Below are 17,070 nucleotides of genomic sequence, written 5' to 3'. Positions count from 1 at the left end.
GTTTAATCCTTTGTTTGATCTGTCAGGGCTGCCAGGCGCAGTGTTACAGCATTGGCGTGCGCCTGCAGGCCCTCTGCACTGGCCAGCACTTCAATGGCCGGGCCGATATGGCGTATACCGTCGGCAGATAACTTTTGTACTGTGTAGCGCCGGTAAAAGTCGGTTAACGACAAACTGGATACGGTTTTGCTGTAGCCGTAAGTGGGCAACACATGGTTGGTGCCGCTGGCATAATCGCCGGCAGATTCAGGCGTCCACTGACCAACAAAGATACTGGCGGCGCTGGTAAATGTATCAACCAGCGCATCGTCACAAGCAGTTTGCACAATTAAGTGCTCTGGTGCGTAGGCGTTGGTTACCGCTACTGCCTGAACGAGATCCGCGGTTAAAATATAGCGGCTATGGCTAAGTGCGGCGGCGGCAATCTCTTTACGTGGCAGCTGTGCTAACTGAATGGCTACTTCTGTCTGCACTGCGCTGATCAAGTCAGCATTGTCGCTTACCAGGATAACCTGAGAATCCGGGCCATGTTCGGCTTGTGACAGTAAATCGGCGGCAACAAAGGCCGGGTTGGCGCTGCTATCGGCCAGTACCAGCACCTCAGACGGGCCCGCCGGCATATCGATTATGGCGCCCTTTGCATCCTGGCTTACCTGTTGTTTGGCCTCGGTAACATAGCGATTACCCGGGCCAAAAATTTTATCTACTTTTGCAATAGTGTCTGTGCCATAGGCCAGTGCGGCTATCGCCTGGGCACCGCCAATGGTGTAAATTTCGTTGATGCCACACAATTCGGCCGCGTACAGAATCTCCGGTGCGATATCACCCGCTTCAGGCTTACCCGGTGGGGTAACCAGTACTATACGGTCACAGCCTGCCAGTTGTGCCGGTACACCCAGCATTAACACCGTGGAGGGCAGTGGGGCGCTGCCGCCCGGAATATATAAACCGACAGCAGCAATAGCGCGGCTTTTTAGCTGACACACTACGCCGGCACTGGTTTCTACTTCGATATCACGCGGTAACTGCGCAGCGTGGAATTTGCGGATATTGTCATAGGCCAGTTCTATCGCCGCTTTGCACCCGGGCAATAACTTATTTAGCTGTGCCAGTTTTGTTTCCACACTTAAGCGCAGCGGATTTGCGTTTAAACCATCAAACTGACGGCTGTATGCAACCAGTGCCTCATCGCCTTGCTGGCGCACTGTGTCAATAATAGTGCGCACCTGGCCGCTTAAACTGGCAGAATCGGCAAGTTCTGGCCGTGCCAGTACAGCCTGCTGTTCGCTTTTTGATAACTGCGCCCAGTTAATTACCCCGACCATAGCTACTCCATCATCTTTTCAATTGGCAGCACTAAAATCGAGCTGGCGCCCAGTGCTTTTAACTGTTCCATGGTTTCCCAAAATAACGTTTCGCTGCTAACCACATGAATGGCTACCATATCGTTGTTACCGGCCAGCGGCAGCATTGTCGGGTTTTCTGCACCTGGCAGCAGCGCAATGACTTCGTCTAAGCGGGCGCGTGGCGCATGCAACATAATGTATTTACTTTCATTGGCTTGCATTACGCCGTTAATACGTGGCATTAGCTTGCTGATCAGTTTCAGCTGGCGCTCGTCGGTAAGGTTTTTGCGCTGAATAAGCACCGCTTTGCTGCGGTAAATCACATCAACTTCTTTTAAACCGTTAGCTTCAAGCGTAGCGCCGGTAGACACCAGATCACAAATGGCATCGGCTAAACCGGCGCGGGGGGCTACTTCTACTGAACCTTTTAAATTAACAATACGGGCGTTTACGTCTTGTTGTTTTAAATAACGGGCCAGCAGGCGCGGGTAGGTGGTGGCAATCGTTTTGCCTTCCAGTGATGCTGCGCCGCTGTAGTTTTCTTCCTGCGGCACGGCGATAGATAAACGGCAACCACCAAAATCGAGCCGTTTTAGTACGGTGTAATCAAAACTGTCGTTGTCGAGTTTGCGCTGCAAGGATTCTTCTTCCAGCACATTTTCGCCAACGATGCCTAAATCACAAACACCGTCCATCACCAGGCCCGGGATATCGTCATCGCGTACCCGTAGAATATCAATGTCCATATTCTCGACATGGGCAATAAGACGCTGCTCGCGCAGGTTAATTTTTAAACCGCAACTGGTAAGCAGGGCTTGGGAGTCGACTGATAAACGGCCTGACTTCTGCATGGCGATACGTAAGCGTTTAGATTCTGTTGCCGGACTCATACTGGTCTCCGTGACGATATTTAAAGTGTTAAAAGCATAAAAACAAAAACCCCGGCCTGGGCGCGGGGTTCTGTTTATTACTTTACCACCGGAGCGCCAGACCATAGCCCTCCGACAAAGCGGACGGCTAGTACCTATGATGATGGCGCAGTACAGTAATAATATTCATACTCAGGGTTTTGCTGGTTAAGTTGCTATACAAGTTACCCTTGTGTGGCAGCAAGTGCAAGCCTATTTTGGTTTTGAGTATATTTCGGGTGTGATTTTAAAGTGTTGAAATTTATTTGTTTTGTTTGTTTTTCGGCCATGGGCGACAATAAATTATTTTCTTCAAAAGTTCAGCTGCAGGAATTTTAAGTTTAAAAAGTGGTCAACTTGTATAGTCAATGCGGGTGGTGGGGTAAAGTTTTCCGCCAAACGGCCGATATAGGGTAAATCGCTTTGAGGAGAAGCTGATGGATGCTTTTATGCCTTTTATACAACGTGTGCCGGGTACGCCAATAGAGCAGGATCCGAAAGTTGTGGTGCCGGTTTTTAAAGAAGCCCGCTTAAGCCCGATTAAGCCCAATGAACAAAAGTACCTTATTTTAACCCGGCCTGTGCGCAAGCATGATCCACGCCAGCAAGAATACCCCGATGCGCCTTACACCACGCCGGAAGAAGACCAACATGCAGATAAAGATGGTCATCTGGATATTTTTGTCTGAATTTCCCCGCCATTAAGGCATAATAACCGCCTTATTTTTCTGCCGGTTGTTTCAGTGCTGTCTACTTTCTTTACTCACAATCTGAGCTGTTATGCGTAAGCAGGTTGCCAATGCCTTTGCGCCTGGCGGTGCTTTAGCTGCACATATTGCCGGTTTTAATGCCCGCGAAGCGCAATTAGAAATGGCGCAGGCGGTAGCGGGAGCCATTGAAACACCTGCCGCTCTGGTGGTAGAGGCGGGCACAGGCACTGGTAAAACTTACGCCTATTTAGTACCTGCGCTGCTAAGCGGTAAAAAAGTAGTGTTATCTACCGGCACCAAAAACCTGCAGGAACAGCTGTATTTCCGTGATTTGCCCAAAGTAGTTAAAGCCCTGGCCAGCCCGTTGCAACTGGCGTTACTTAAAGGCCGCAGCAACTATCTGTGCCTGTTTCGCTTAGAGCAGCATTACAACCATGTGCCGATGCAGGACGATCAGTTGATCCAGGATTTAAGCCTGATCAAAAAGTGGTCGGCCGAAACCCAAAGTGGCGATATTGGTGAGTTAAGCTATATCAGCGAAGACTCCAAAGCCCTGCCTTATGTTACCAGCACCACAGATAACTGTCTGGGTAAAGACTGCCCGGTGTATGAAGACTGCCATTTGTTAAAAGCCCGTAAAAAAGCCCAGGCTGCTGATTTGGTAGTGGTAAACCACCATTTGTTTTTTGCTGATCTGGCATTAAAAGACACCGGCTTTGGTGAGCTGTTGCCACAAATGGATGTGATTATTTTTGACGAAGCACACCAGTTGCCGGATATTGCCAGTGACTATTTTGGCGAAAATGTTTCCAGCCGCCTGCTACTTGATCTGTGCCGTGATATTGATGTTGCCTGTAAAACCGAACTGCGTGATCACCCGCAACTGGCGAAAACTGCCGATAAAGTAGCGCAGTTGATCAAAGACTGGCGCCTGCAGTTTGGCAATGACGCCACCAAAGGCAATTGGCGCGAGGCTTATCAAAAACCAGAAATGCAAACGGCACTGAACCGCGTTAGCGAAGCCATAGATATGCTGTATCTGGTAATGAAAAGCAGCCTTGGCCGCAGCGATTTAATTGACAATGCCTTTGAGCGTTTAGCGCTGTGTAAAGCGCGCCTGTTAAAGCTGACCGACATGCAGCAAAACGGTGTTAGCCTGTGGTACGAAACCACCCGCTTGCACGTTAGCCTGCATTTAACCCCGCTGAGTATTGCAGATAAGTTTCGTGACATAGTCGCGGCCGATAACCGTAGCTGGGTATTTACTTCTGCTACTTTGTCGGTAAATAACGGTTTTAGCCACTACACGGCGCAGATGGGGCTGAATAACGCCAAAACCCTGCTGCTGGAAAGCCCGTTTAACTATACTGAGCAGGCATTATTATGTGTGCCGCGCTATATGAGCGAGCCGCACGAGCAAGGCATGGCACGGCAGTTACTGCAAATTGCCGTAAGGCTTATTGAAGCCAATAACGGCCGTTGTTTCTTTTTATTTACCAGCCACCGCATGCTGCAAATGGTGGCAAAGCAACTGCCTGATCTGATCCGTCAGCCGGTGCTGGTGCAGGGCAGCACCGGCAAACGCTTATTGCTGGATCAGTTTGTTAAACTGGATAATGCTGTACTGTTAGGTACCGGTAGTTTTTGGGAAGGCGTTGATGTACGTGGTGATACGCTAAGCTGCGTTATTATTGATAAATTGCCTTTTGCTTCACCGGATGAACCACTGCTACAAGCGCGCAGTGAAGATTGCACCATGCGTGGTTTGGACCCCTTTGCGCAAGTGCAGTTACCGCAGGCAGTTATCACCTTAAAGCAGGGCGTAGGCCGCTTAATTCGCGATGTTACCGACCGTGGTGTCATGGTAATTTGCGATAACCGCCTGGTTACTAAGCCCTATGGCGAAGTATTCTTAACCAGCTTACCGCCGATGCGCCGCACCCGCTCATTGGATGAAGCCGTAAACTTTTTACAACAAATGAAACAGGACCATTAAGTTGAACAAAGCCACCATTAAATTACTTGCCCTTGATACCTCAACTGAAGCTTGCTCAGTAGCTTTGCAGGTTGGCACAGATATTTTAACGCTGGACGAAGTTTGCCCGCAGCAGCATAGCAAACGCGTGCTGCCAATGGTGCAGCAGTTGCTAAGCCAGGCCGGGATCAGCCTGAACCAACTGGACGGTATCGTATTTGGCCGCGGCCCCGGCAGTTTTACCGGGGTGCGTATTGGTGTAGGAGTAACCCAGGGGCTGGCCTTTGGTGCCGACGTGCCGGTATATGGTGTGTCTACTCTGGCGGCAATGGCGCAGGCTGCAAAGCGTTTACACAGTGCAACACAGGTGGTGGCTGCGATAGATGCCCGGATGGCGGAAGTGTATATCGGCAGCTTTGTGTTACAAAATGGCCTGATGCAGCCAGGCAGCAGCGAAGTTGCTATTAAACCACAGGATATCAGTGGCTTTGATCTCAGTGGTAAAGTGCATGCTGTCGGTACCGGCTGGCAAACCTATGCTGATGTACTGCTGCAAAAGCAGCCTGCTATTATCGCCGGGGATATTTTGTATCCGTCGGCGCAGGATATGCTGACGCTGGCGCAGCCCGCACTTGCGGCCGGGCAGTTTATCGCCGCAGAGCTGGCTGAGCCGGTGTATGTGCGTGATGATGTTACCTGGCAAAAACTACCGGGAAGGGATACCCGTCCTACTTGAAACTGCAGCGGCGTTGGCTGCAGCTCCAACTAGTTAGGGTATAAAATAACTTGGTTATTAATGCTTTCTGGTTATAATTAAGCCAGTTTGCTTAAGTGATGATGCTATGACGTTAAACGTTAATCAGAGCCTGAATGCTTCCACCAACATTAGCAGCGTGTTTGCCGGTAATGAGGCTCGCCGTGCGCTGCCGCGCAATGAAACCGCTACCGAAGTGCCGCAAGGCCGCGGTGTGCGTGCCAGCAATGAGGTGATAAGCCAGCTTGACGACGAGCGCCGTCAACAAACCAATTTCCGCTCAGCTACAGACAAACGTAGCCAACAAGCCATAGATGCCTACCAAAGCCAGGCCAATGAACAACGCCGCAGTGAAGTGCAATCAATGCTCGGTGTCGATCTTTACGCCTGAATAAAACCAATCATCATTTATCACCGTAGTTTAAGCAGAGAAATTCTGCATAGAGACGGTTATGACTTCTGTTTGTTTAATTACGGGTGCCAGTTCCGGCATCGGCCGCGAATTAGCGTTGCATTACGCCGCCAATGGCTGGACAGTTTATGCGGTGGCGCGCTCTGCCGATAAGCTGCATGAGCTGGCGCAAAACCCTGCCATCCGGGCTTTACCGCTGGACCTTACCGACAACACCGCATTGCAAAGTACCGCCCGGCAATTAGCCGATGATGGTGTGGTGCTGGATTTACTGCTGCTTAATGCCGGTACCTGCGAGTATGTTGATGCCAGCAACCTCGACCTTACTGCATTTGAGCGCACCTTTGCTATTAACTTTCACGCTGTGGTGGCGGCTACCAAATACTTTATGCCACTGCTAAAAGCGTCTTTAACACCGCAGTTGGCAATCGTCAGCTCTATGGCGTACTTTTTTCCCTTTACCCGCAGCGAAGCCTATGGCGCCAGTAAGGCTGCCGTCAGTTATTTTGTTGATAGTTTACGGGTAGACCTAGCCGGTAGCGGTATTCATATCAGTTTAATTGAACCGGGTTTTGTTGATACGCCCCTAACGCAAAAGAACGATTTTGCTATGCCATTTTTGGTACCGGTAACGCAGGCTGCCAGCCGTATTTACACCGCTTTAGCGAAAGGTAAAAGCCGTATCCGCTTTCCGCGCCGGTTAAGCCTGCTGTTAAAGCTGTTGTCATTATTACCCTATGATTTACGCAACAGCGTTGCCAAAAGGATGAAGCAATAGTGGCAGGCGCTCACGGTTTTAACTGGCGTGCTCTGGTTGGTTTTGAGCTGTGTTGGTTTGTATTGGTGTATTTTCAGCAATTGGCGGTGTTGCCGGTATTCGCCTATTTAGCTTATGGCTTATGGCAACTGGATAAAGCGGGGCGCATTGCCGTGTTGCTGATATTGCTGGCAGGTACCGGTATAGACACGCTGTTGCTGCGTCTGAACGTTATAGCGTTTAGCGCTGGTCCGCTACTGCCATTGTGGTTTGTATTATTGTGGGCAGTGTTTGCTCTGGCTGCGGTGGAGTTTATGGCCAAAATGCTGACTAAACCCTGGCTGGCTGCCATATTGGGCGCCAGCGGCGGGCCTTTATCTTACTGGGGTGGGGCGGCGTTAAGTGGTGGTGCTTTGCAGTTTCCGCTGCAGTTTTACTCTGCACTGGTATTAATTGTGGTTTGGGCGCTTATTGCCATAGCGCTTGGCCAAAGCAGGAGGTGGTATGTTAAAGCCGTATAGTCTGTTGTTGCTGTTGGGTTTAGCCGGTGGTATTGGTTTTAATGCTGCAGCAGTGCCTGAGCTTACAACAGTTGGCGAGGGGTCGTATCGTTATATGTTCTGGCAGTTGTACGATGCCCGTTTAGCCAGCGAAAATGGTAAGTTTGAAAATTACCGGCAAAGTACGCCTTTATTGCTGGAGCTAACTTATAAACGTGATATTACCAAACAGCAGTTTATTGATGCTACGGTAGATGAATGGCAAAAGCTGGGCCACAGCAGCAAAGCACAGCAACAGCAATGGGCGCAGCAGTTACACAACCTGTGGCAGGACGTGAAAAAGGGCGATACGCTGGCGGCATTGCTGCACGCAGATGGCAGTGTGACATTTTATTTTAATGGCACTGAAACGGGCATGCTGGAGGATACTGCATTTGGCCCGGCGTTTTTTGATATCTGGCTGCACCCGGATACCAGCGCACCGAAGTTGCGCCGCCAGTTAATTGCAATAAATTGAGCTTTTGTCTCAGTGAGAACCAATTTGCTCTAAGCTAACCGTTGAAGGCATGGATGCCTGAATCGAGCCTACATGGACGTATTCACGGCGTGTTAGCGTGAGCAAACTGGTTCGTCGATGCTTAATCCGTTTTTGCTACTTAGTTTGCTGAATATATTGCATCAGCTTTTTCGCAATCTGGGTATTATCCTGAAAACCGACAAACTCTTTAGCATTTTTGCCATAAGCTAGTACGGCTACATCAGCAGCGGTGTGGCCGCCTGTGGTCCAGCCGGTGTAGGAATACTTTGCTACCAACTGGTTTGACAGTTTGCGCAGCGTAGTTTCATCCTGTTGCCGTGCAGCTAACAATGCCTGCTGCTCTTCAGTAGTTAAACTGATGGAGGTTAGTTTTGCCCACAGCGCCAGAGCGGCTTTGTCTGACTCTGCTTGTTTCAGCTGCTGTGCAATACTACGGCCGGTAGCGCTGACTTTGCGTACTACATCGGGCAGCCATTGGTACTCACCGGCAGCACCCAATGACATCCCACCGGTTTCGTGGTCAGCGGTAATCACCAGAATCGTATCAGGGTGCTTATCAACATAAGCTTTAGCCACGGCAATGGCTTTGGCAAAATCATCCATTTCGGCCATAGCGCAGGCGATATCGTTATCATGGCCGCACCAATCTATCTGGCTGCCTTCTACCATCAATACAAAGCCTTTTTCTGCCGGCGTTAACAGTTGCAGAGCTTTTTCTGTCAGCGTAGCCAATTGGTTATCCTGTTGGCTATTTAATACTGCAGGCAGAGCTGACTCTGCCAACAACGCCATTGCAGGCGCTTTAGTTAACGTATTCAGTTGTTGCCAGCTGTCGGTGTACTGAAAACCCAGTTGTTTAAATTCGCTGACCAGATTACGGTCATCACGGATAAAATATTGTGTGCCACCGCCTAAAATAACGTCGGCAACAGTTTTGCCTTCGATGCGGTAGTCGATATACATATCGGCTATTTCGTTGTAATTACGCCGGCTTTTATTGTGTGCTAAAAAAGACGCCGGTGTGGCGTGGTTAACCTGAGAGCTGGCGACAATACCGTTGGCTTTGCCCAGTTTTTTTGCCAACTGCATCATAGTGCCGATAGGGATATGCTGACGGTTTACCGAAATAGCCCCATTGTAGCTTTTAACGCCGGTAGCCAGCGCAGTTGCACCTGCGGCTGAGTCGGTAACATAGGTATCATCGTCCGGGTAGGTACTTGCCATGCCCAGCCACAGCTCGTCAAAAATAGTGTTTTCAACTTCGGCGGTAGCTTTGTCATCACTGAAATAACGATAACCGGCCAGATATGCCGGGCCCATACCATCGCCAATCATATAAATAATATTTTTCGGTGCAGCCAGTGCTACAGCGGGTGCCAGTAATAAAGATAACGATAACAAATGACGGCGCATGCAGGTTTACCTTATATAGAGCTTGATGTTCTGATTTGCTAGTGTACTTTATACCGGTGCGATGACAAACCTATGTCGATAAAACGCTATTTTGTCAGGCTTAATGCTTTACGTTGTATTCAGGAACTATTCAGCTAAATTTGCTGCAGGTAAATGGAACTGAATTAAAGCTGAACAATCGAAGCTCTGGTAAAAGTGTGTAAATACGTATAAATGTGCCATAAGTATGCATAGTCAAGCCGTTGATAGCGGCGCTATGTGATGTCTGCAAATTAGTAAGGTTTGGTGTATGTCGATTATAACTACAAGAAAGACAGTCATATTTTCTCTTTTCCTTGCCGGGGTAACCTGGCTGTGTCCCCCTGTTGTGGCTGAAGAGCCTAAATTGGTATTACAGCAACTGGCTGATGCCGAGCAACGTAGTAAAGAGCATAAACTGCGCAATAAATACCGTCATCCGGCCGAGACACTGCAGTTTTTTGGTATTGGGCCTCAGATGTCTGTATTGGAAATCTGGCCCGGTCATGGCTGGTATACCGAGATCCTGGCGCCTTTTCTTAAAGATCAGGGCAAACTGACACTGGCGCAGTTTCGCCATAACGATGGTTCGTTAAAAGATGAACGCAGTATTTTCTGGGCCCGTGTCAGTGAGCGGCTGGTACAGCGTGTTGCCGAACAAAGTGATTACTTTGGCGAGGTAACCAATATTGAACTGGACCCACCCCGGTTTTCTCCACCACAGCAAGAGCAGTTTGATATGGTGCTGACTTTCCGTAACGGACATATCTGGAACGAAAGCGGCCATTTATACGGCACTTTGCAGAGTGTTTTTCAGGCATTAAAACCCGGTGGGGTATTAGGCATGGTTGAGCACAGAGCAGCCCGTTTATCTGACATTTCCAGCTCTGCAGTGGAAGGCTATCTGGATGAAGCCTATGTTATTCAGGCAGCAGAACAGGCCGGGTTTGAACTGGTGGCAAGCAGCGAAATAAATGCTAATCCGGCAGATACCAAGAATTACCCGAAAGGAGTTTATGCCCTGCCGCCAACGCTGGCGATGGGCCAGTACAATAAAACGCAGTATATGGCCATTGGGGAAAGTGACCGTATGACACTGAAATTTATAAAACCGCTGGAATAAACGGCGCTAATTGTGCAATGCCAGCAATTATGGGATGATTGGCTGTTAGAGTAAAAACTCCAATAAACACTATTTGAGCAATAAAGCGCAGCAACAGATTGCGTGCTTATGGTTTTAAACCTATACAATAATAACCTTAGACAAGAGGAGAAGACGGTGGATAGAGTTTGGTTAAAACGTTACCCGTCAGGCGTACCCGCAGAAATTAATGCCGATCATTACCCGTCATTATTAAGTATCTTTGAACAAAGCATTGCCCAATACCCGGATAAAACCGCTTTTATTAATATGGGTAAAAGCATCAGTTACCGTGAGCTGGATCAGCAAAGCACCGCTTTTGCCGCTTACCTGCAGACAGAGCTGGGGCTGAAAAAAGGTGATGCTGTTGCCATTATGATGCCTAACCTGTTGCAATACCCGATAGCACTGATGGGGGTGTTGCGTGCCGGTTGTGCAGTGGTAAATGTGAATCCGCTATACACTCCCAGAGAGTTGCAGCACCAACTCACAGACTCTAAAGCAAAAACTATTATTATCGTAGAGAACTTCGCGCATACGCTGGCTGCGATTGAAGGCCAGGTAAAACTTGATCATGTTATTCTGACCAAGATGGGTGACCGTCTGGGTACCTTAAAGGGGGCGGTGGTCAATCTGGTGGTTAAGTATATTAAAAAGCTTATCCCGGCGTATAAACTGACAAAGTTTATCCGTTTCAATACTGTGTTAGAGCAAGGCGCTGCGCTTAAATACACGAAGCCTGATATGCAGGGTTCAGATATTGCGTTTTTGCAGTATACCGGTGGTACTACCGGCGTATCAAAAGGGGCAATGTTAACGCACCGCAATATGGTTGCTAACCTGGAACAGGTCAGCGGCTGTTTAGATAATTTGCTGGAAAAAGGCGCCGAGCAAGTGGTTACCGCACTGCCGCTTTATCATATCTTTGCCTTAACGGCGAATTTCTTCACGTTTTTTAAATATGGTGCAACCAACCTGCTGATTACCAACCCACGTGATATGAAAGGCTTTGTTAAAGAGCTGCAGAAGTTTCACTTTACCATTTTCACCGGGGTTAACACCCTGTACAACGGCTTATTGAATACCCCTGGCTTTGCCGAGTTAAACTTTAGCGGCCTTAAAGCCTCTATTGGTGGCGGTATGGCGGTGCAACGGCCTGTGGCTGAGCGTTGGCAAAAAGTAACCGGTACCCGCCTGATGGAAGGTTATGGCTTAACGGAATGCTGCCCGCTGGTAACAGTAAGCCCTTATGACTTAACCGGTTTTAATGGCAGTATCGGTTTACCTGCACCTTCTACCGATATTCGTCTGGTTGATGAAGACGGTAATGAAGTTGCCGCCGGAGAACCCGGTGAAATGCTGGTAAAAGGCCCGCAGGTAATGTTGGGATATTTGAACCGGCCGGAAGAAACTGAAAAAGTATTGCGGGACGGATGGCTTTATACCGGCGACATTGCCCGCATGGATGAAGAAGGCTTCTTTTATATCGTAGATCGCAAAAAAGACATGATCCTGGTATCAGGCTTTAACGTGTACCCTAACGAGATAGAAGAAGTAGTCGCCATGAGCGATAAAGTACTTGAAGTCGCCGCTGTTGGTGTGCCGAACGAAACCACCGGCGAAGCGGTTAAACTGTTTATTGTGAAAAAAGACGCCAGCCTGACTGAGCAGGAAGTGATCCAGCACTGCCGGCAACATTTAACGGGCTATAAAGTACCTAAACTGGTAGAATTCCGCACAGAATTGCCAAAAACCAATGTTGGTAAAATTTTGCGGCGTGAACTGCGCGGATAACGTGCAACACTACAAAAAGCCGGCCTTCAGCCGGCTTTTGTTTTAGCGTATAACGGGTAACAGATGATTGGTGTAATCACAGATAACAACGCGTTGGCAGCCTATTGTCAGCAGGTAGCAAACAGTCAGTTACTGGCGGTAGACACTGAGTTTATCCGCCAAAGTACGTTGTTTCCCAAACTGGGGTTAATTCAATTATACGACGGTAATCAGCTGGCGCTGGTAGATCCGTTATCCGTTACCGACTGGCAGCCGCTACAACAGCTGTTTGCCAAACCGGAGCTAATTAAGTTATTACATTCCTGCAGCGAAGATATCGAAGCGCTGGCCACCATTGGCATTATGCAGATAACCCCTCTTTTTGACACCCAACTGGCAGCTGAGCTGTTAGGCTGGGGCAGCAGCATGGGCTATGCCAGGCTGGTAGAGCAGCTAAGTGGCGAGATACTGGATAAAAGTGAATCCCGTACTGACTGGCTGGCCCGGCCATTGTCACAAACTCAGCTGCAATATGCGGCAAATGATGTGCATTTTTTGTTTCCGCTGTATCAGCACCTTACCGCGCAAATGTCTGCTGAGCAACAGCGTTTGTTACTGGCAGAAGGGCAACAGTTAATGCAGCGGCGTGAGCAACAATTACCGCTGGAATTTAAGTATCTGGAAATTAAAAACAGCTGGCAACTTACGCCAAGAGAGCTGGCGGTACTGCGTGAGCTCGCAGCCTGGCGTCAGCAATATGCAATGCAGCGGGATCTGGCGTTGGGGCTTATTATCAAAGATATTCAGCTTGTTGAACTGGCCAAACGCCGCCCGGCAACAGCAGAAAGCCTGCTGAATATTCCTGGTATGCCACCGCGTGAACTGCGGCGCCATGCCAAAGCACTGATCGAGCTGATTAGCACAGCGAAAGAACTACCACCGGCTGAATGTCCGCAACGTTTTTACCATCCGTCGCAGTTTGCCGGTTATAAAGAAACGGTCACTCAACTTACAGCCGCGGTTAAACAAGCCTCGACTGAACATAATATTCCGGCTGAGTTTATGTCAGTGAAACGCCAGTTAAATGAATACCTTAACTGGTGCTGGCGGGTAACAGATCAAGAACGTGAGCAATTGCCTGTACCAGAGTTTTTAAAAGGCTGGCGTGCTGAGTATTTGCAACCATTTTTGCCTGTTCCGGCACATATCTCCTTTTAAAAGAGCGGGCTCTACGTTATTCCTGTAGCTTTGGATTAGTGCTTTTTTTCGACATCTTTATTCGATTTTTGTTGTAAAACAGGGCTGATCCTTAGCAAAAAACCTGGCGTAACACTTCAGCAATTCACAACTGAAGGGTTACAACAATGAATGAAATAAAAAGCTTTGCTTTACCTGCAGTGCTGGCAATATCGCTTACAGGTTGCTGGCTAGATGATGATGACGATGCGGCTCCAACACCAGAGCCCCCTCCGCCGGTAGTGGTTAACGCTTCTGTGCAGGTAGTTCATACTTCGATAGACGCACCTGATGTTAATGTGCTGGCCAACGGTGATACCGCCATAGAAAGCCTCGCCTTTGGCGAGGCATCTGAAGTGTTGTCGTTGCCACCTGCTACTTACAGCATTGCAGTGGATGCTATTTTGCCGGGCGAAGACAACACTGCTACGGTAATAGGTCCACTGGATTTAGCACTTGAAGAAGCCACCCGTTACACTGTATTTGCGGTTGGCAAAGTGGCTGAGGAATCACTTGAGCCTTTAGTGGTTACCGGCACTGTGGATGATGTAGCTGCTGGCAAAATCCGCCTGCAGGTAGTACATGCTGCTTCTACCGCGCCTGAAGTCAGTGTACATGTTACCGCACCAGACGCCGAACTTGGCACCCCGGCAGTGACCTTCTCATTTAAAGACTTTACTGATCCGTTAGTGTTGGACCCGGCACAGTACCGCGTACGTATTACCCTGCCAGACAATGAAACGGTGGTGTTTGATAGCGGTACACTGGATTTAAGCACTGCCGGTACTGATTTCGTGGTGGCAGCTGTTGATAGCCAGTATTCAGGTGAATCACCGGTTTCACTGTTAGCCGTAGCGCAGGACGGCAGCGAGCTGGCCATTCTGGATGCGGGTGCTACGGCATCAGTACGGGTAGTGCATAATGTGTCGGATGCGCCGGCGGTAGATGTGTTAGTTAACGACGCTATAACGCTGGTAGATGCGCTGGCATTCCCTGATTTTACCGAATATGTTGCAGTAGAGCCTGATACTTACAACGTAAAAGTGGCTGCCGATGCCGATAATAGCGTAGTGGTGATAGATGAAGACGTCACTGTAGAAGTCGGTGCTTTTTACAGTGTGCTGGCAGTAGGTTCTTTAGGTGAGAATACAATTGAACCGCTAATCCTGACAGATATGCCGCGGCGGGTGGCAACTGAAGCCAAAGTACGTATTGTGCACGGCTCTACGCTGGCCGGGAATGTAGATATTTATGTTACGGCTGATGGCGATATTGCCACCACAACACCGGCTTTTAGCAATGTGCTATTTAAAGCTGAAACTGGCTATGTTGCACTGGCTGGCGGTGACTATGTGGTTACCGTAACACCAACCGGTACTAAAACCGTAGCCATTGAAGCACCGGTAAGTTTGGAGGCAAACAGCATTTACACTGCCATAGCGCGTGATGGCATAAATCTGGATGCCACCATGATAGGTTTAATCCTGATGGATGATTTTGTTACTGTGCCGTGAGTGTAAAACTGGCACTGCCATAACATAATATTGAAGCCCGCATTAAGCGGGCTTTGTTTTTATAAACAGATAAAGAAATATTTTGCTGAGTTAAACCGGTTTTGCTAATGTGCAGCAGCATTATTGATAAAATCAGGAATAATAATGAAAGGATGCATAAGTATAGTATTGGCTCTGTTATTTAGTGTGGTTAACGCTGCAGAATTACCGGTAGAAGCTTTTGCCAGCGCGCCGAGTATCGACATGCTGAAGTTATCGCCCGACGGCACTAAGTTATCCATGATCCAAACCGTTGATACAGAAAAAGAGCAGCTGGTGCTGGTAAAATTGTTTGATCTGGAAACCGGAAAGCAGAAGTTTTTGGTAAAAGCTGATAGCCGGGACCTGACAATTTATTCGGTTGTCTGGGCCAATAATAAACAGCTATTAATGAAAGCTGCTTATGCCTCTCACCGCCAGGGTACGCCGGTAACTGAAACCCGTTTAGTAGTAATTGACACTGAGACCGGTAAAAATCGTAGCGTTATCCGGGGGCAATTGCAGCGTAAACTGGTACGTACACCACAATTTCAATCGAATATTGTGGCGTTAATGCCGGAAGATGAAGAGCATTTTTTGCTGGCACTAGACGGCTTTAATCACGGTGTGGGCACCAGTGTGGTTAAAATTAGTCTCAATGGTGCTATGTCTGAGATTGTTGCGCATTCCCGTGAGAACCTGATCGATTGGGTTGCCGACAGGCAGCATAAGCCTCGTATTGCCATTTTTCGTGACGATGCCCAGTTTCAGATAAAAGAAAAAAAACCAAACAGCAACGAATTCCGTTTACTGTGGCAGTTTGAAGCTTTGTCAGAAGATACGATCTGGCCGATAGGCTTTGATGAAGATCCAAACCTGCTATATGTGTCGGCTTACCATAATGGCAAAAAAGCCATATTTAAAGTTGATCTGGCTAAAGACAAACCAGAGCCTGAGCTGGTAAAAACTAATCCTGATTACGACGTTCCTGCCGATATTTCTTACTCCTGGCAGGACAAAAAGATTATTGCCATTGGTGAAGAATATATAGATCCCAAGTATCAGGCTTTTCAAAAGGCAGTAGATGACGCCTTACCGGATGCCGATAATTATATTGTTAGTATGAGCCACGACCAAAACCGCTATATAGTATTAACCAGCAGTGAAACCAACGCCGGTGCTTATTTATTAGGCGATCGTAAAGCCAGATCTATGCAGTTTTTGCTGCCTAAATTCAGCCAGTTAGAACCTGAGCTGATGGTGGCAAAACAAAAAATTCAATATAAAGCCCGCGACGGTTTAACGATAGAAGGTTATCTGACCACACCAAAAGGCTATCAGCAGGGTACATTGCCAACGATTATTTTCCCGCACGGTGGGCCGATATCTTTTGATGATGATGGCTTTGACTACTGGACACAGTTTTTTGCTAACCGTGGTTATGCCGTGTTACAGATGAATTTTCGCGGTTCTTATGGTTATGGCTTTGACTTTATGCAAATGGGCCTGCAGGGCTGGGGCTTGCAAATGCAGGATGACGTAGAAGATGGCACGCGCTGGTTAATTGAACAAGGCATAGCGGTACCCGGAAATATTTGCATAGTGGGTGCTAGCTACGGTGGTTATGCAGCGTTAATGGGGGCAGTAAAAACGCCGGATTTATATCAATGCGCAGTGAGTTTTGCTGGTGTTACTGATGTGGAAGCTTTGGTCAAGTCGCACCGCAATTATACCAATTATGAAATTGTCAAAAAGCAAATAGGTGATAATTTCGCCCTGCTGGAGCAACGCTCACCGTTGACACATGCTGATAAAATCCAGGTACCGGTATTGTTAATACATGGTACTAAAGATCGCTCCGTGCCGGTGAGGCAAAGCACAGCGATGTTCAGAGCGCTGAAAAGCAAGAAAAAATCGGTAGAATATATTGAACTGGAAGACGGCGATCATTACCTCAGCACCAACAGCCACCGGCTGGAAACCTTTAAAGCGATGGATCGTTTCCTGAAAAGCCATCTACAGCTGCCTGTGCAGCATGTTGTAGCTAATTGAGTTGA

15 protein-coding genes are annotated in these 17,070 nt (G+C 48.3%); 12 read left to right on the top strand and 3 right to left on the bottom strand.

Annotated features, from left to right (window positions below):
* Window positions 1-2 precede the first annotated feature (2 nt).
* A complete protein-coding gene (hisD, locus tag M2404_RS14790; protein WP_259240539.1) occupies window positions 3-1,325 on the bottom strand; it encodes a histidinol dehydrogenase in 1,323 nt (440 codons plus the stop codon).
* A gap of 2 nt (window positions 1,326-1,327) precedes the next feature.
* On the bottom strand, window positions 1,328-2,236 hold the full coding sequence (gene hisG, locus M2404_RS14785) for an ATP phosphoribosyltransferase (protein WP_259240538.1): 909 nt from the start codon (window positions 2,234-2,236) through the stop codon (window positions 1,328-1,330).
* A 455-nt stretch (window positions 2,237-2,691) separates the two neighbouring features.
* Here hisG and M2404_RS14780 point away from each other — a divergent pair, with 455 nt between their 5' ends.
* The 7 genes from M2404_RS14780 to M2404_RS14750 all read left to right on the top strand — a co-directional run bounded on the left by M2404_RS14780 (window position 2,692) and on the right by M2404_RS14750 (window position 7,879).
* Window positions 2,692-2,943 (top strand): hypothetical protein, encoded by a 252-nt coding sequence (locus tag M2404_RS14780; RefSeq protein WP_259240537.1) that lies wholly within the window; start codon window positions 2,692-2,694, stop codon window positions 2,941-2,943.
* 91 nt (window positions 2,944-3,034) lie between these two features.
* Window positions 3,035-4,960: a DNA repair helicase YoaA gene (locus tag M2404_RS14775; protein ID WP_259240536.1), complete on the top strand. Its 1,926-nt coding sequence runs from the start codon at window positions 3,035-3,037 to the stop codon at window positions 4,958-4,960.
* A 1-nt stretch (window position 4,961) separates the two neighbouring features.
* Window positions 4,962-5,675, top strand: a complete 714-nt coding sequence (gene tsaB, locus M2404_RS14770) for a tRNA (adenosine(37)-N6)-threonylcarbamoyltransferase complex dimerization subunit type 1 TsaB (RefSeq protein ID WP_259240535.1) — start codon at window positions 4,962-4,964, stop codon at window positions 5,673-5,675.
* Window positions 5,676-5,781: 106 nt separating this feature from the next.
* A complete protein-coding gene (locus M2404_RS14765; protein WP_259240534.1) occupies window positions 5,782-6,084 on the top strand; it encodes a hypothetical protein in 303 nt (100 codons plus the stop codon).
* A gap of 61 nt (window positions 6,085-6,145) precedes the next feature.
* Entirely contained in the window at window positions 6,146-6,883 is a 738-nt protein-coding gene (locus M2404_RS14760) for an SDR family NAD(P)-dependent oxidoreductase (protein WP_259240533.1), read from the top strand.
* A complete protein-coding gene (locus M2404_RS14755; RefSeq protein WP_259240532.1) occupies window positions 6,883-7,383 on the top strand; it encodes a DUF2878 domain-containing protein in 501 nt (166 codons plus the stop codon). Before M2404_RS14760 ends, M2404_RS14755 begins: the two co-directional genes overlap by 1 nt.
* Window positions 7,367-7,879: a chalcone isomerase family protein gene (locus tag M2404_RS14750; protein WP_259240531.1), complete on the top strand. Its 513-nt coding sequence runs from the start codon at window positions 7,367-7,369 to the stop codon at window positions 7,877-7,879. Before M2404_RS14755 ends, M2404_RS14750 begins: the two co-directional genes overlap by 17 nt.
* Before the next feature lie 135 nt (window positions 7,880-8,014).
* On the opposite strand, the gene M2404_RS14745 is transcribed toward M2404_RS14750, so the two are convergent.
* A complete protein-coding gene (locus M2404_RS14745) occupies window positions 8,015-9,313 on the bottom strand; it encodes an alkaline phosphatase (protein ID WP_259240530.1) in 1,299 nt (432 codons plus the stop codon).
* Between the two features lie 289 nt (window positions 9,314-9,602).
* Between M2404_RS14745 and M2404_RS14740 the strand changes: the two genes are divergently transcribed.
* The 5 genes from M2404_RS14740 (at window position 9,603) to M2404_RS14720 (ending at window position 17,065) form a co-directional block, all read left to right on the top strand.
* Window positions 9,603-10,454 carry a class I SAM-dependent methyltransferase gene (locus tag M2404_RS14740; protein WP_259240529.1) on the top strand — a complete coding sequence of 284 codons (852 nt, stop codon included), beginning with the start codon at window positions 9,603-9,605 and terminating at the stop codon, window positions 10,452-10,454.
* Between the two features lie 156 nt (window positions 10,455-10,610).
* Window positions 10,611-12,266, top strand: coding sequence for a long-chain-fatty-acid--CoA ligase FadD (gene fadD / locus M2404_RS14735; RefSeq protein ID WP_259240528.1), 1,656 nt, complete (start codon window positions 10,611-10,613; stop codon window positions 12,264-12,266).
* Between the two features lie 63 nt (window positions 12,267-12,329).
* Window positions 12,330-13,463, top strand: coding sequence for a ribonuclease D (rnd, locus tag M2404_RS14730; protein WP_259240527.1), 1,134 nt, complete (start codon window positions 12,330-12,332; stop codon window positions 13,461-13,463).
* 146 nt (window positions 13,464-13,609) lie between these two features.
* The gene (locus M2404_RS14725) at window positions 13,610-14,995 is read left to right on the top strand and encodes a DUF4397 domain-containing protein (RefSeq protein WP_259240526.1); all 1,386 of its coding nucleotides are present in this window, start codon (window positions 13,610-13,612) and stop codon (window positions 14,993-14,995) included.
* 144 nt (window positions 14,996-15,139) lie between these two features.
* A complete protein-coding gene (locus M2404_RS14720) occupies window positions 15,140-17,065 on the top strand; it encodes an alpha/beta hydrolase family protein (protein WP_259240525.1) in 1,926 nt (641 codons plus the stop codon).
* Window positions 17,066-17,070: the final 5 nt, after the last annotated feature.

Origin of the sequence: Rheinheimera pacifica (assembly GCF_024809855.1) — a bacterium.
In the GTDB taxonomy this organism is placed as follows: domain Bacteria; phylum Pseudomonadota; class Gammaproteobacteria; order Enterobacterales; family Alteromonadaceae; genus Alishewanella; species Alishewanella pacifica_A.
The sequence above is the reverse complement of the archived record's forward strand: the minus strand, read 5'-3'. Positions and strand labels throughout refer to the sequence as shown.

Bases quoted from the DNA above. Each gene is read 5' to 3' on its own strand.
- hisD (WP_259240539.1), bottom strand. From the start codon at position 1,325: ATGGTCGGGGTAATTAACTGGGCGCAGTTATCAAAAAGCGAACAGCAG.
- hisG (WP_259240538.1), bottom strand. From the start codon at position 2,236: ATGAGTCCGGCAACAGAATCTAAACGCTTACGTATCGCCATGCAGAAG.
- M2404_RS14780 (WP_259240537.1), top strand. From the start codon at position 2,692: ATGGATGCTTTTATGCCTTTTATACAACGTGTGCCGGGTACGCCAATA.
- M2404_RS14775 (WP_259240536.1), top strand. From the start codon at position 3,035: ATGCGTAAGCAGGTTGCCAATGCCTTTGCGCCTGGCGGTGCTTTAGCT.
- M2404_RS14765 (WP_259240534.1), top strand. From the start codon at position 5,782: ATGACGTTAAACGTTAATCAGAGCCTGAATGCTTCCACCAACATTAGC.
- M2404_RS14760 (WP_259240533.1), top strand. From the start codon at position 6,146: ATGACTTCTGTTTGTTTAATTACGGGTGCCAGTTCCGGCATCGGCCGC.
- M2404_RS14750 (WP_259240531.1), top strand. From the start codon at position 7,367: ATGTTAAAGCCGTATAGTCTGTTGTTGCTGTTGGGTTTAGCCGGTGGT.
- M2404_RS14745 (WP_259240530.1), bottom strand. From the start codon at position 9,313: ATGCGCCGTCATTTGTTATCGTTATCTTTATTACTGGCACCCGCTGTA.
- M2404_RS14740 (WP_259240529.1), top strand. From the start codon at position 9,603: ATGTCGATTATAACTACAAGAAAGACAGTCATATTTTCTCTTTTCCTT.
- rnd (WP_259240527.1), top strand. From the start codon at position 12,330: ATGATTGGTGTAATCACAGATAACAACGCGTTGGCAGCCTATTGTCAG.
- M2404_RS14725 (WP_259240526.1), top strand. From the start codon at position 13,610: ATGAATGAAATAAAAAGCTTTGCTTTACCTGCAGTGCTGGCAATATCG.
- M2404_RS14720 (WP_259240525.1), top strand. From the start codon at position 15,140: ATGAAAGGATGCATAAGTATAGTATTGGCTCTGTTATTTAGTGTGGTT.